This window comes from Eubacterium sp. (assembly GCF_057858645.1).
Window position 1 is genome coordinate 90,068 of the sequence record NZ_DBLZZO010000002.1, and the last position, 14,433, is coordinate 104,500.

At 32.6% G+C, this 14,433-nt stretch carries 13 protein-coding genes; 3 read left to right on the forward strand and 10 right to left on the reverse strand.

The genetic code is table 11. From position 1 onward, the window contains the following. Window positions 1-5 precede the first annotated feature (5 nt). The 4 genes from ACZM4J_RS01260 to ACZM4J_RS01275 are packed head-to-tail and all read right to left on the reverse strand — an operon-like array spanning window position 6 to window position 5,433. A complete protein-coding gene (locus tag ACZM4J_RS01260) occupies window positions 6-2,390 on the reverse strand; it encodes a DNA gyrase/topoisomerase IV subunit A (protein ID WP_022165999.1) in 2,385 nt (794 codons plus the stop codon). Window positions 2,391-2,400: 10 nt separating this feature from the next. Beyond that, the gene (locus ACZM4J_RS01265) at window positions 2,401-4,308 is read right to left on the reverse strand and encodes a DNA gyrase/topoisomerase IV subunit B (RefSeq protein WP_302689926.1); all 1,908 of its coding nucleotides are present in this window, start codon (window positions 4,306-4,308) and stop codon (window positions 2,401-2,403) included. Window positions 4,309-4,329: 21 nt separating this feature from the next. Next, window positions 4,330-4,998, reverse strand: coding sequence for a histidine phosphatase family protein (locus ACZM4J_RS01270; protein ID WP_022165996.1), 669 nt, complete (start codon window positions 4,996-4,998; stop codon window positions 4,330-4,332). A 21-nt stretch (window positions 4,999-5,019) separates the two neighbouring features. Further along, a complete protein-coding gene (locus ACZM4J_RS01275; protein ID WP_302689924.1) occupies window positions 5,020-5,433 on the reverse strand; it encodes a GNAT family N-acetyltransferase in 414 nt (137 codons plus the stop codon). Between the two features lie 208 nt (window positions 5,434-5,641). Here ACZM4J_RS01275 and ACZM4J_RS01280 point away from each other — a divergent pair, with 208 nt between their 5' ends. Both ACZM4J_RS01280 and ACZM4J_RS01285 read left to right on the forward strand, forming a co-directional pair. Beyond that, complete coding sequence (locus tag ACZM4J_RS01280; protein ID WP_428244800.1) at window positions 5,642-7,129, forward strand: M15 family metallopeptidase; 1,488 nt, start codon at window positions 5,642-5,644, stop codon at window positions 7,127-7,129. A 277-nt stretch (window positions 7,130-7,406) separates the two neighbouring features. Continuing rightward, window positions 7,407-8,069 carry a Pr6Pr family membrane protein gene (locus ACZM4J_RS01285; protein WP_428244801.1) on the forward strand — a complete coding sequence of 221 codons (663 nt, stop codon included), beginning with the start codon at window positions 7,407-7,409 and terminating at the stop codon, window positions 8,067-8,069. 183 nt (window positions 8,070-8,252) lie between these two features. Here ACZM4J_RS01285 and ACZM4J_RS01290 read toward each other — a convergent pair whose 3' ends face one another. From ACZM4J_RS01290 to ACZM4J_RS01310, 5 genes are all read right to left on the reverse strand, one after another. Beyond that, the gene (locus ACZM4J_RS01290) at window positions 8,253-8,942 is read right to left on the reverse strand and encodes a YjjG family noncanonical pyrimidine nucleotidase (RefSeq protein ID WP_428244802.1); all 690 of its coding nucleotides are present in this window, start codon (window positions 8,940-8,942) and stop codon (window positions 8,253-8,255) included. Beyond that, on the reverse strand, window positions 8,942-9,946 hold the full coding sequence (gene trpS / locus ACZM4J_RS01295) for a tryptophan--tRNA ligase (RefSeq protein WP_117998847.1): 1,005 nt from the start codon (window positions 9,944-9,946) through the stop codon (window positions 8,942-8,944). Before trpS ends, ACZM4J_RS01290 begins: the two co-directional genes overlap by 1 nt. 232 nt (window positions 9,947-10,178) lie before the next feature. Continuing rightward, the gene (gene rsmH, locus ACZM4J_RS01300; protein ID WP_428244803.1) at window positions 10,179-11,354 is read right to left on the reverse strand and encodes a 16S rRNA (cytosine(1402)-N(4))-methyltransferase RsmH; all 1,176 of its coding nucleotides are present in this window, start codon (window positions 11,352-11,354) and stop codon (window positions 10,179-10,181) included. A gap of 634 nt (window positions 11,355-11,988) precedes the next feature. Continuing rightward, complete coding sequence (locus tag ACZM4J_RS01305) at window positions 11,989-12,423, reverse strand: hypothetical protein (RefSeq protein WP_022165279.1); 435 nt, start codon at window positions 12,421-12,423, stop codon at window positions 11,989-11,991. Window positions 12,424-12,654: 231 nt separating this feature from the next. Continuing rightward, entirely contained in the window at window positions 12,655-13,104 is a 450-nt protein-coding gene (locus ACZM4J_RS01310) for a hypothetical protein (protein ID WP_178061821.1), read from the reverse strand. A gap of 282 nt (window positions 13,105-13,386) precedes the next feature. Between ACZM4J_RS01310 and ACZM4J_RS01315 the strand changes: the two genes are divergently transcribed. Further along, on the forward strand, window positions 13,387-13,869 hold the full coding sequence (locus ACZM4J_RS01315) for an S-ribosylhomocysteine lyase (protein ID WP_022164562.1): 483 nt from the start codon (window positions 13,387-13,389) through the stop codon (window positions 13,867-13,869). 56 nt (window positions 13,870-13,925) lie between these two features. Here ACZM4J_RS01315 and ACZM4J_RS01320 read toward each other — a convergent pair whose 3' ends face one another. Next, entirely contained in the window at window positions 13,926-14,399 is a 474-nt protein-coding gene (locus tag ACZM4J_RS01320; RefSeq protein WP_428244804.1) for a hypothetical protein, read from the reverse strand. Window positions 14,400-14,433: the final 34 nt, after the last annotated feature.

Consider the following 14,433-nt stretch of genomic DNA (forward strand, 5'->3'; position numbering starts at 1 on the left):
TCTCATTATCTGCGAACTTTTACACCTTTAGTACCGCGCTTTCCAATTTTGAGTTTTCTAAGTTCCACCTGTTTTCCTTTATATTCAACAACTTCATTATCGCCAATATCCAAAAGATATACGTGTGTAACAAAGTCTTCTGCATTAAGTTTAATACCCTTAACACCAAGTGTTGCCTTCTTCAATTCAGGTACTTCCTTAATTGGGAATCTTAAGAATATACCGTCGTTTGTCTGTAAAACTAAGATTTCTCTTGTATACTGTAATTCTTTCTCCTGATGATTGTCAGTATCCATATTGGTAAATTCCATTTGCTCATAATCAAGCATTTCAAAATCATCTGAACCACCTGATAATGCAATAGGCATTTCAGTGTCTTCCACAACTTCCTTCTCTGAAACTCTTGTAATGACTACTGATACTAACTCATCATCTTTTCCAAGCTTTGTGGCTGCTACTGTTTTTCTGTTAGTCTCAAACTCGCTACCATCAACAAGCTTTATCATTCCGTTTTTAGTTGTAAATAAAAGTTTCTTATCTTTAATCATATCAAAAGACATTAATGCAATTATGTTTTCCCCCTGACTACTGTAATTGCCTAAATTGTCAATTGGGACACCTTTTTCTCTTACTTTCTTTGTTGGAATATTCTGTACCTTAATCTGATGAACATTGCCGTTATCTGTAAAAATACAAATTGTATCTGTGTTCATACAGTTAAAGTAATATTTGTTATTGGCTGTAACACTTTCAATATTTCTATCAAATGCTGCCGGCTCTAAAAGTTTGGCATAACCGAACTTGTCCTGAACAAATACAACTTCCTGTTCAACAAATGCGTTTTCATCAAACACAGCTTCTTTTCCATCTTCAATAAGAGTTCTACGTGGTCTGTTGTATTCCTTTTTAATGGCTCTTAAATCCTTCTTGATGGCATTTGTCATGGCTCTTTTACTGTTAAGAATTTCTTCGTAATCAGCAATCTGGTTTACAAGTTCTTCGTATTCTTTTTGAAGAGCCATAATTTCAAGACCGATTAACTTGGCAAGTCTTAAGTCCAAAATTGCCTGGGCCTGACGTTCTGTAAAACATAAATTGCCTGCTAATAAAGCTGACTCAGGATTCTTAAATTTAATGCCTTCAGTATTACCGTTTACAAGACAGTCCTTAACCTGTTTCTGGCTTTGACAACCTCTGATTATTTCAATTATTAAATCAATAATGTTAGTTGCCTTAATAAGACCTTCCTTAACTTCTTTCTGTTCTAAAGCCTTATTTAAAAGAGTTGTATATTTTCTTGTGGCAAGTTCATACTGAAAATCAACACTGTATTTAACAATCTGTTTAAGGCCCATTACTTCCGGTCTACCCTCTGCAATGGCTAACATATTAACTCCAAATGTATCTTCAAGTTTAGTTTTCTTATAGAGCATGTTTGTTAATTTTTCAACATCTGCTCCCTTTTTCAACTCTAAAACAATCCTAATACCATCTTTATTTGATGCGTTGGAAATATCAACAATATCATTTGTTTTCTTTGTTTCAACAAGGTCAATTACGTCTGAAATAAACTTGCTTATTCCTGTACCAATCATTGTGTATGGAATTTCAGTAATAACTAACTTGTCTTTTTCTCTGCCTTTGCCTTTTTCAAATTCTACTTTTCCACGAAGCTTGATTTTACCTGTACCTGTTTCATAAATTTTAGGCAAATCAGACTTGTTGGCAACAATTCCTCCTGTGGGAAAATCCGGGCCGGGAATTATCTTCATTAATTCTTCTGTTGTAATGCTGTTCTTGTCCATGTAAGCAATAACCGCATCCACAACTTCCCCTAAATTATGAGTAGGAATATTTGTTGTCATACCTACGGCAATACCTTCTGCACCATTTACCAAAAGATTTGGTACACGTACAGGAAGTACCTGTGGTTCTTTTTCTGTTTCATCAAAGTTTGGTACGAAATCTACAACATCTTTATTTAAGTCTGCCAAATAAACATCTTCTGTAAATTTCTGTAGTTTAGCTTCAGTATAACGCATTGCAGCGGCTCCGTCACCTTCAATTGAGCCAAAATTTCCATGACCGTCAACTAACGCCATTCCTTTTTTGAACTGCTGTGCCAAAACTACTAAAGTTTCATAAATTGAACTATCACCATGTGGATGATATTTACCCATTGTATCACCTACGATACGGGCTGATTTTCTATGTGGTTTATCATGAGATAAGCCTAACTGATCCATTGCATAAAGTACACGTCTTTGTACCGGCTTTAATCCGTCTCTTGCATCCGGAAGTGCTCTGGCACAAATAACGCTCATCGCATAATCAATATAACTTTTCTGCATTACCTCAGAATATTCTGTTTTTATAATTTGTTCTGCCATTAATATCTCCCTAAATATCTAAATCAGCGTCTTTTGCATGATTATAAATAAATTCTCTTCTTGGACCTACTTCACTTCCCATTAACATACTTGTTACATCAGAAGCAAGTCTTGCGTCCTCTATTTCTACCTGTTTTAAAATTCTTGTTTCAGGATTAAGCGTAGTCTCCCATAACTGGTCAGGATCCATTTCACCTAAACCTTTGTAACGTTGAAGTGTAAAACCTTTGTGAGTCTTTCTGTATTTTTCCAATGCCTTGTCATCATACAAATATTCACCTTCTCCTCTTTTTGGAACAACCTTGTAAAGAGGTGGTGTTGCAATATATACGTGACCGTGATTAATTAATTCAGGCATAAATCTATAGAAAAATGTAAGTAATAATGTATCAATATGAGAACCGTCAACGTCCGCATCAGTCATAATAATAATTTTGTGGAATTTTAATTTTTCAATGTCAAAATCATTTCCATAGCCTTCTGAAAAACCACATCCGAAAGCATTTATCATTGTTTTAATTTCTGCATTTGCCAGTACCTTATCTATTGATGCTTTTTCAACATTTAATATTTTTCCTCGAATTGGCATAATTGCCTGTGTCTTTCTGTCTCTTGCTGTCTTGGCTGAACCACCCGCAGAATCTCCCTCCACTATGAATATCTCACATTTTTCAGGTTTTCTGCTTTCGCAGTTTGCAAGTTTACCATTACTGTCAATGGAAAATCTACTTTTTGAAAGCATGTTTGTTTTTGCTTTCTCTTCTGACTTTCTGATTTTTGCAGATTTTTCAGCGCAGCTAATTACATTTTTCAAAGTCTCAATATTTTTATCAAAAAATAAAACAAGCTGTTCTCCTGCGATGCTCTTTGTTGCTTTTTCAGCGTCAGGATTGTCCAATTTTGTTTTTGTCTGCCCTTCAAATCTTGGATCAGGATGCTTACATGCCACAACAGCCACTAAACCATTTCTAACATCTGCCCCTGTAAAGTTTGAATCCTTCTCTTTTAACACACCAAGTTCTCTTGCGTACTGATTAATTGTCTGTGTTAAAACTGACTTGAAACCTGTTATGTGTGTACCGCCTTCCTGGGTGTAAATGTTATTACAGAAACCTGAAATATTTTCTGTAAATTCATTTATATACTGAAAAGCAATCTCAAGTTCAATGCCCTCAATATCATCTTTAAAATAAATAATGTCTGTTACTTTTTCCTTGTCCTTAGTCATGTCAGCTATAAAAGCCTTAATTCCGTCAGGTTCAGAAAATGTTACTGTCTCCTCTTCCCCTACTCTTTTATTTTCAAAAATAATTGTCAGATTAGGATTAAGGTATGCTGTTTCATGGAGACGGCTTTTAATTGCATCTGCCTTAAAATATGTTTTTTCAAAAATTTCTCCATCAGGGAAAAAGCTAACAGTTGTACCTGTATCATTTTTTCTGCATTTTCCAACTTCCTTTAAGTCGTAGCAAATCTTACCCTGTTCATATCTTTGGTTGTAAACTTTTCCGTCTCTTTTTACATTAACTTCCAGCCAAAGTGATAAAGCATTAACAACTGATGAGCCTACACCATGGAGGCCACCTGAAATCTTGTAGTTACTATCACCAAATTTACCACCTGCATGAAGGGTTGTAAAAACAACTTCCACTGCCGGCCTACCTGTCTGCTCATTTAAGTCAACCGGTATGCCTCGTCCATTATCTTTAATTGTAGCCGAACCGTCTTTTTCCAAAGTTACTGTAATTTCAGAACAGTACCCTGCCAAATGTTCATCCACCGAATTGTCTACTATTTCATATATAAGATGATTAAGTCCTTTAGTACCTACGCTACCAATATACATTCCCGGTCTTTTTCTTACCGGTTCAAGTCCTTCAAGTACCGCTATACTATTTCCATCATAATTATTAGCCATAAAAAACTCCCTGTCTTAAATTTATTTATCTTTCTGCATTCTGAAAAAACCTGTTCCAAAATGCTTTCTCATTAAATAATCTTTTCCTTCCAAATGTGCAAAGTCATTAAATCTTTCAATATGGAAAGTTTTCATTTTTTCATCATACATAATGTGAGTGATACTGCTATTTTCAATTTGTCTTCCGTATGTAAGCCATTTACAATAATCAGCTCCCAGAATTCCTGTAAGCAAAGCTCTTAGAACTCCACCATGAGTTACAACGCATACATTTTCGTATGGTTCCTTTGTTAAATCCTTTAGTGCTTCCATTACTCTGTTAAACACCATTTCACAGTTTTCACCACCGTCAGGATATGGCAAATCTTCTTCCATTAAGACTCTCTTAGAAAGAAAATCCTGATATTTTTCTTTAATAACAGAATTCTCAAGTCCTGTCATACCGCCAAAGTTTGCTTCCTGCCATCTTTCATCTATTACTCTCTTTTTATTCAAATGAGAATTAATTATATCTGCTGTCTCTTTTGCTCTAATAAGCTGACTTGAATAAACAGCTTCTATGCCATAATCATTTTCTGCAAGTCTTTTTCCTAATAAATCTGCCTGCTCTCTACCTTCTTTTGAAAGTTCCACATCTACATTACATAATGTACTGTTTTGTCTGCCGTGTCTTATTAAGTAAATATTCATAATCTTACTCCTTCCAAAATTCTATTTTATGTACATAATCATTCCCGGGCCTAACTTATCATTAGGTCTTGAAATAAAGCCTTCCTTCTTATAAAAGTTTTCTCTGCCTCTTGCACACATTAAATCAAGCATTATCTCTGTGTCACTTAACTTTATTTCCTTTACATAATCAATAAGCTTAGTAATAATTGCATGTCCCATGCCTTTTTTCTGACATTCAGGAACAACTATAAGGTCCTGTATATAGCAGATTACTGCCCCGTCACCTACAATTCTTCCCATGCCTACAGGCTCATTATCTTCATAAGCCACTACTGTATAAAGACTCCCCTTTATTGCTGCTTCTGCCTGAGTTTTGGTCAATTTCTTCCAGTTTACTTTTTCTCTTAACTTTAAATATGTATCTATGTCCAATTGATTAGTTTTTAAAATCATAATATCTCTTTTCCATTAAGTAAGTCTAAGCTTTCCAACGTCAGAACGCAAAAAGCCACTTTAACCAATATATTATACAATATTTATTTTCTTTCTTCAAATGATTTTCTGTTATAAAATATTATTTTCTATTATAAAATCATCTTTTATGGTAAACTTGTAGACAGGGTATGTTTATGCCTAAAATATTTTACAAGGAGATATGAAAATGAAAAAGAAACAATATAGTTTAGTCGGGCTTTTCATTGTCGCATTACTATTTAATATTGCTTTTATTTTTAATGGTAATGTTTTTGCTGACACATTATCCACAAACTATCAGCCAGTTATTGACAATGTAAATAAGACTGCAGACTCAGTTGAACTACGATGGCATGTTAGTGATGATGATTACTACTACTTTAATATTTACAGAGCCACTTCTAAGGACGGCGACTATCAGTTATTGTCACAAAGCTATTTCCCTTATTATACTGATTATAATTTCAGTGCCGGCGTGCATTATTTTTATAAAATCGAGACAGTATATTTCGATGAAAATGATAATTTGCAAACAAGCGAGGCAACTTTCGTAGAAGATGTTTTTACACCTCTTGCTGTACCAACATTAAAAACAGCAACTGCCGTTAAGTCTCATGGCATAACACTTAGCTGGAACGGGACAAAGGACTCACAAGGCTACGAAGTTTACAGAAGCACCACTTCAAATGGAAGTTATTCATTAATAAAAACCGTAAAAACTACCTCTTTTGATTACTATATGGCACCTTACAGTTACACAAATAAAAAACTTACAGTTGGTAAAACCTATTACTATAAAATACGTGCTTATGTAACTTATGACAATGTAAAATATTACAGTAATTTTTCTACAGTAAAATATGCCCAGGTTCGAACTGACAGTGCAAAAATTACTACTACATATTCAAAAAAACCAAAGACCAACACTCTTTACTGGAAGAAAATTTCAGATGGTAACGGTTATGTAATTTATTATTCAACAAAATACAATGGCAAATACAAAAAGCTTGCCACCTTAAAGGGTAACAACAAATTACACTACACTCATAAAAAAGTAAAAAACGGCAAAGCCTATTATTACAAGGTTTACAGCTATAAAACAGTTTCCGGAAAAATGCTTCTAAGCGTTGAACCCGGCTATTATGAAAAATACTGTAACTACTACTCTTTTGAAAATGAACCTTATGACAGTCGTATACAAAGACTGTTTGGCAACAGTAAAACTGCCTGGTACAAAACTTCAAAAATTGCAAGTAAAAATATGAAAACAGTTAGAATTAAGGTTTGGGACAGAACAACAGTTGGCAAAAAATATACAAGACATTTTTATGTTACGGTGAACAAGGGACTGGCACCTTCTGTAAAAAAAATGTTTAAAGAAATTTACAAAACAAAAGAACGTTTTCCTATTCACGACATTGGTTGCTACAACTGGCGTGGAAACGGCTCAGCCTCTGAACACTGTATCGGCACAGCCTTTGATATTAATTCAAATGAAAACTATATGATTGACAACGGTCAGATTTTAGCAGGTTCTTTTTGGAAACCTAAAAAAAGCAAATATTCAATTCCACTAAAATGCCCGCTTGTAAAAATTTTAAATAAGTATGGCTTTGAAAGAGGCTTTTGGGGCAACAGAAAAGACTACATGCATTTCTCTTATTTGGGAACTTAATTTGTTCATACACAAATGTTAATACGCAAACTATAGTTATGTAAAATCTGTAATCGTAAAAACTACAACAATATAATAATTTGAATATATTAGATTAAATATAATAATTTAAATATAATAGTTTAAATATATTAGATTTTTTAATATATTACTCAAACATGTTTTTTAATCTATAAAAGTGTTTGAGATTTTAAAACACGCAATTAACAATGAAATATTTTACAAATGTTTTTTTCATACTCCTGGTAATAATATTATTATCAGGAGTGTTTGTTTTATGAAAAAAAGATTTGAGTTAATTTACAGAATTTTATTTATAATCATATCAATTACAGGAATCGCCATACATTTTGACATTAATGACAGGGATGTTAATGTTCACGAATTTAGTTTCTTTACATTGTGGAGCAATATTTTCTGTGCTGTATTTATGAGTGTTCTTTTAATTAAACATTTTACAAAAAAGAATACCCGCTCTACTCTTTTAATTTATTTTAAGGGCATGGCACTGTCCTGCATTACATGTACATTTTTAATTTATCATTTTTCAGAACATAAAATAGTATTGCAACAGGACACTATGACACCTCTTGGATTGCCTGTGGAAAGCATCATCGCCCACTATATTGTGCCGTTTATGTTTGTTTTTGACTGGCTTATATTCCAGCCCAAGGGATTATTTAAATGGAGTTATATTTTCAGTTGGCTTGCTTTCCCATTAGTATATATTTTCGCATTTTTTACAAGATGTGCCTGTAACACACCGGAAGAATTTAGAAATGTACCTAAATACCCATACTTTTTCCTAAATTATGACTATTTGGGTATGAGAAAGTGTTTACTCTACATTGTGGTAATTACCGTTATATTTCTGGCGGTTAATACTATTATTGTTTTTGCAGATAAATTTTTAAGCAATTTAAAAACAAAAAAACATTAAGTATTTCTTTGAATCAACCTTTAAACTGTTATGTTTCAAGTTAAACTTATATTACAAGTTTAATTTTTATTACCAATTTAACTTTTGGTCATTCAATAAATACTTAATGTTTTTTATGTAAGTAATATAAAATTTCTCTGAAATTCCTATTACGTATAAAACATTCCACTAGGAAATAATTCTTTATTTTTCTTTTTTTAGAACATCATACAATTCTTCTAAGTTGCCTATAACATAATTGATTTTCATATTGTCAGGTGTGGTTAGATTATGTGGATTGTACCAGCATGTTTTAATACCTGCATTTGTTCCACCCTGTATGTCTGAACTTAAGCTGTCGCCCACGATAATTGTTTCATCTTTATTTAGATTAGGAATCTCAGCAAAACATCTTTCAAAAAATCTAATGTCCGGCTTGTTTATTCCAACTCTTTGCGAAATAAATATTTTCTTAAAATATCTTTCTAAGTGGGCTCCGGCTATTCTTCTATCCTGAACTGAAGCGGTTCCGTTGGAAACTATGTATAAATCATATTTGTCTTTTAAATTTTCCAACAGCTCTACTGCTCCAGTCACAAAGAAATACTGATTACTTAACATTTCTTCGTATGTTTCCCAAGCTTTTTGCCCTGAACACTGAACACCTATCTTCTCAAACAGCATCTCAAATCTGCCTAAAAGTACCTGATTTCTTGTCAGTTCTCCTGTTTCCAACTTTTTCCAATGAAGATCATTTATCTTGCTATAAAGCTTAATAGTACTTTCATCATGTGGCACTCCAAGAACTGTTAAAGCCTTATCCAATGCTACATGCTCGCACTTTTTAAAATCTAAAATTGTATCATCTAAATCTAATAATATATTTTTTATCATTATCTGATTTTTTCTGTAAGTCCGACTTTCTTCTGAACTTTTCTTAATGTTTTGTTTGCAAAATATGCAGCCTTTTCGTCATTTTCTTTTATAACACCATTAAGATATGCTTTGTCTTTCTGAATTTCATAGAATCTGTCCTGTAATGGTTTAAGTCTGTCTGCAACTGATTCACCTACTGCTAACTTAAACTCGCCATAACCTTTTCCGTCAAATTCTTTTTCAACTTCTTCAATAGTCTTTCCTGTAATACATGAATAAATGTTAATTAAGTTCTGAATTCCAGGCTTGTCATCAGAATATCTGATTTCCATATCTGAATCTGTAACAGCTCTCTTGAACTTTCTGATAATTGTGTCAGGATCATCCATAAGCAAAATACTTGCATTTGGATTCTCGTCTGATTTTGACATTTTTCTTGATGGATCCTGAAGGCTCATAATTTTTGCTGTTGACTTTCCAATGTATGGTTCAGGAATTGTAAATACATCACCGTAAATTCCATTAAATCTTGTAGCAATATCTCTTGTCAACTCTAAGTGCTGCTTCTGGTCAACACCTACAGGAACAACATCTGCCTGATACAATAAAATATCTGCTGCCATAAGTGACGGATATGTAAATAATCCTGCATTAATATTGTCAGCATGCTTTGCAGCCTTGTCCTTGAACTGTGTCATACGGTTAAGTTCACCCATGTATGTGAAGCAATCTAAAATCCATGCAAGCTCTGCATGTGCAGATACATGTGATTGGAAGTAAATACAGTTCTTCTCAGGATCTAATCCTGCTGCAATATATAATGTATATAAATCTCTTGCTCTCTTTCGAAGTTCTGCAGGATTCTGTCTTACAGTTAATGAATGTAAATCTGCAATTGCATAAAAGCACTCATATTCTTCCTGCATCTTTAACCAGTTGTCAAGAGCTCCTAAATAATTTCCTAATGTAAGTGTGCCTGTTGACTGCATGGCACTATATGAAACTTTCTTATCTCCTAGCATATTTTTTCTCCTTGAATAATATTGTTTGTCCATTATTTAACATACCATTGTATTGTATCACTTTTGTAATAAATTGTATAGAAAAAAGTACGGAACCAGTTCTTTAATTACTGCAATTACAAAGCTTTTTACCTGCAAATTATTTTTCCATATTATGATATTACAATGTTCGCAAATTAAGTTTTAAATATTTAAACGTCAAATATAGAATATATTAATACTTTTATAACCTTTACTTCTTAATTGCCCAGCGCATTTTTGTCGACTTGGCTCTTGGGTTTCTGTTGCATTCAGCCTTTCCCGGTCTTATTACATCTCTTGCCACATCACTGTAAATACCTTGTTTTTTTAGAGCCTTAAATGACTTTTTCACCAATCTGTCTTCTCCTGAATGGAATGTGAGTACTGCTACTCTACCATTTGGTGCCAAAACCTCCGGCAATTTTTCCAGAAAATCATATAAAACTTCAAATTCATTATTAACATCAATTCTAAGTGCCTGAAATGTTCTTGCGCAACTTTTCTTGACAGCTTCCTCCCTTTCTTTTTTAGGTAGGTAAATCAAAGCCTTCTCAATAATATCTTTTAACTGAGTTGTTGTTTCGATTTTCTTTTTTCTTCTTTCTTCAACAACTGTTTTTGCAATTTCGTAAGCATAAGGTTCGTCTGAATTTTCAATAAGCATACCTTCCAATTCATCCATTGAAATTGTATTAATCCTTTCTGCTGCAGAAATTCCCTGATTTGGATTCAGCCTTAAATCAAGCGGTCCTTCATATTTGTAAGTAAAGCCTCTTTCCGGATTATCAATTTGCATTGACGATACTCCTAAGTCAGCTAAAACAAAATCAAATTTTCCATACTTTTCTGCTACCTTATCAATATCCTTAAAGTTAATATTTACACCTGTAAAAATATCTTCCCCAAAGCCTTTGTCTTTTAGCCTTTTTTTAGTTTTTTCTATTTCAATAGGATCAATGTCAAGTCCGTACACATGCCCTTTTCCTTCTAGCCTCTCCAACATTTTTGACGTATGCCCACCATAGCCTAAAGTTGCATCAAGCCCTTTTTGTCCCGGTTTTATTTCAAGAAAATCAAGAATTTCCTGAACCATAATAGAAATATGCATTCCCGCAGGTGTGCTACCCTTGCTAATTACTTTTTCAATTGTATCCTTGTATTTTTCAGGATTGTGCTCCTTGTACTTTTCCGCAAAAGTTCTAGGATGAGTTCCCTTGTACCTTACACGACGCTTGTGTGTTTTATCCTGAATATTGTTATCTTGTTGCTGGCTATTTAGTATATTGTTTTCTTTTGTCTGACTATCTTGATTTGTATTGTTCTGAGTTTTTTCATATTTGTCTGTATTTATGTTCTTTTCACTTATGTTGTTCTTGTTATCTTCCATTTTCTACTCTCTATACTTTCTTATATATTTTGCACAATATATCCTTTATTTTAGGCATTTGTGCAATTTCTCCTGTATTTGTACTATTCGCTTTTTGTTATCTGTATTCCTACTTGCAAATATTTTGGAATCATTGCTATTTTTGTTCCTATTTAGCATTGATCGTAACTGATATTTTTTGTTCCTACTAATGTATTTTATTACATGAATTGTACTGTTTTAGTTATATTTTCTTGTAGATTTGATGTTTGTATTTTGGATAATATTTGTGGTTTGAATTTTATTACATGAATCACACTCTTTCAGTTATATTTTATTGTAAATTTTTTTACAAAATCTATTATTTTCTCTATATTTAATTTGTATTATCTTTTCTATACATTATATTGGGTGCATTTATTTAAATTTAATGTAATTATTCTTAGTTAACATTCCGAATTATATCAAAAAAAGAAAGTGCTGGGCGGCAATGCCCCAACTCCCGCAAGAAGTAAACTTGTTAAGTTGAACACTTTCTTTGAAATTAGTATAATACCTTGTATAATATTCGTCTAGCACTTTTTACTATAATCAACATTCAATAATTTACTGTTTTATATGTTGTTTATTAATTATTTTCTGTATCAACTATTTCCTAATAGATATAAATACCTTTCTCGCCTACAGACACACCCACTTTATCAATATATATGCCGTTACTATTCTTTTCGAAATGCACTTTGTAATATTCACAATCTTCAGCATTTTTTCCATTCTTTAATGTTCCTTTGTAACGTACAACTACGCAAATATAATTTTTGCCCCAGTTTTCGTTTTCAATATCACACTCCATTTTTTTTAGTTTTATTCCACCTGCTTCGCTCCAATTATTTTGTATTGTGCTATAAATCTTCTCTCCGGCACTGTTATTTATAAACCTAGCATCAACTTTATTTTGTGTACAATTCAAAACTACTTTTTTAATTTGAGCTACAGTATTTTTTCTCTGAACGTACATATAGATAAATCCCAATAGTATTGCCAATAATATAACAATCACTATGATTAAATATGCTTTTTTCTTTTTCATAAAATTTTCTCCTAAATAATTATTTTACACCATTTTATATTCATAATTCTACTATACAGACATCATAACGTAAACAATATTCTTATAATATCTAGTATTGTGTCGATATTTTTAGGAATTTGGCAACCCTTTACAATTTTATATTTGATTTTGGTTGCCAATTTTATTTTACTCAAAACTCATTAATTCACCGATACAATCGTAAACTAAAACTAAGCCAGCATATTCAAATTAATATCCCTCATTAGTAACTTTCCATTTACCATTTTGTAATTTCAAATATATTGCTCTGGTAGCCTGATTAGTTTCATCGTATATTTGAAACATTACTTTTTTGCCTTCGACTTTTTTAAACTTCAAGTTTCTCAACTTATGTGGGAAATTTTTATAATAGTTTATTGCGACTTTTTTTGCTTCATCAATTTGTTCATCAGAATATGCTGATTTTATTGTTTGACTATTATCTGTACATGTTGTTTCCCTTGTGTTGCTGTTGTCTTTATGCATTGAATTGTGGTTTTCTTTAGTATTTGTAGCATCCGATGTAATACTACTATTTTCAGTCACTGTTATCACTTGCTTTTTTACTGTTGTACTTTTCTGTTGTACACCATCATTTTTACATGCAATCAAAATGATTGATATAGTTGTTAGAACTAAGCCTATGAGAATCCTTTTCATCTTTAAAACCTCCATAATATATTAATTGTTATTGATATACCAAATGTTTACATCAAATAAGCATCAAAACAGCATCAAAACAATATATATTTTATGTTATATGATAGTGCTTTATGATTCTATATAAGCTTTGGGTTGCCATATTCTATTTTATCAATAATATATTTCGTCAAAATATTTCAATATAATTTTAGAAACTTATCACGCTATCTTTTTGTTGATTTTTCCCATACAATTATTTAATATATTTCTAGAAATTTATTATTTATCAGGAGGCATACTATGGAAAAAATTGCAAGTTTTACAATAGACCATTTGAAACTATTACCCGGAGTATATGTTTCAAGAAAAGACAAAGTTGGTGAGAATACTATTACAACTTTTGATATTAGAATGACACGACCTAACTTTGAGCCGGTTATGAATACTGCGGAAGTTCACACTATAGAGCATTTAGGCGCTACATTTTTAAGAAACCATAAGGAATTTTCTAACAAAACAATTTACTTTGGACCAATGGGATGCAGAACAGGTTTCTATTTAGTTTTGGCCGGAGATTACGAATCAAAAGATATTGTTGATTTAATGAAAGAAATGTTCGACTTTATGAGAAACTTTGAAGGCGAAGTGCCAGGCGCATGTGCTAAGGATTGCGGTAACTACTTAGACATGAATCTTAATATGGCAAAGTATTTGTGTAACAAATTCTACACAGAAGTTCTTGAAGATATTACAGATGAGCATTTGGTTTATCCACAAAGTTAATCTATTTTCGACAAATTTTGTAAATGAAACTAATCAAATACACTTTTTCCACCCCTTTATGTTCTCACAGAACTAAAGGGGTGGATTTTTCTGCAATCATTTATAAGCATAAGTCCATCAAATGCTGTTTTTACACCCCTATGTGCTATTACATAACCGAGGGGGTGGAAACTGCCAGAATCTTTTTCAAACACAAGCTCATCAAACTCTGTTTTTACACCCCTATGTGCTATTACATAACCGAAGGGGTGGAAACTGCCAGAATCTTTTGCAAGCACAAGTTCATCAAGCTCACTTTTTCCACCCCTATGCTCTATAACATGACTAAAGGGGTGGAAACTGCCAGAATCTTTTGCAAGCATAAGTTCATCAAGCTCACTTTTTCCACCCCTATGCTCTATAACATGACTAAAGGGGTGGAAACTGCCAGAATCTTTTGCAAGCATAAGTTCATCAAGCTCACTTTTTCCACCCCTATGCTCTATAACATGACTAAAGGGGTGGAAATCGCTGGAATCTTTTGCAAGCATAAGAGTCAAATCATCAAATCTATTGAAAAAAACA

Coding starts and splice junctions, on each gene's coding strand:
- ACZM4J_RS01260 (WP_022165999.1), bottom strand. CDS start 2,390: ATGGCAGAACAAATTATAAAAACAGAATATTCTGAGGTAATGCAGAAA.
- ACZM4J_RS01265 (WP_302689926.1), bottom strand. CDS start 4,308: ATGGCTAATAATTATGATGGAAATAGTATAGCGGTACTTGAAGGACTT.
- ACZM4J_RS01270 (WP_022165996.1), bottom strand. CDS start 4,998: ATGAATATTTACTTAATAAGACACGGCAGACAAAACAGTACATTATGT.
- ACZM4J_RS01275 (WP_302689924.1), bottom strand. CDS start 5,433: ATGATTTTAAAAACTAATCAATTGGACATAGATACATATTTAAAGTTA.
- ACZM4J_RS01280 (WP_428244800.1), top strand. CDS start 5,642: ATGAAAAAGAAACAATATAGTTTAGTCGGGCTTTTCATTGTCGCATTA.
- ACZM4J_RS01285 (WP_428244801.1), top strand. CDS start 7,407: ATGAAAAAAAGATTTGAGTTAATTTACAGAATTTTATTTATAATCATA.
- ACZM4J_RS01290 (WP_428244802.1), bottom strand. CDS start 8,942: ATGATAAAAAATATATTATTAGATTTAGATGATACAATTTTAGATTTT.
- trpS (WP_117998847.1), bottom strand. CDS start 9,946: ATGCTAGGAGATAAGAAAGTTTCATATAGTGCCATGCAGTCAACAGGC.
- rsmH (WP_428244803.1), bottom strand. CDS start 11,354: ATGGAAGATAACAAGAACAACATAAGTGAAAAGAACATAAATACAGAC.
- ACZM4J_RS01305 (WP_022165279.1), bottom strand. CDS start 12,423: ATGAAAAAGAAAAAAGCATATTTAATCATAGTGATTGTTATATTATTG.
- ACZM4J_RS01310 (WP_178061821.1), bottom strand. CDS start 13,104: ATGAAAAGGATTCTCATAGGCTTAGTTCTAACAACTATATCAATCATT.
- ACZM4J_RS01315 (WP_022164562.1), top strand. CDS start 13,387: ATGGAAAAAATTGCAAGTTTTACAATAGACCATTTGAAACTATTACCC.
- ACZM4J_RS01320 (WP_428244804.1), bottom strand. CDS start 14,399: ATGCTTGCAAAAGATTCCAGCGATTTCCACCCCTTTAGTCATGTTATA.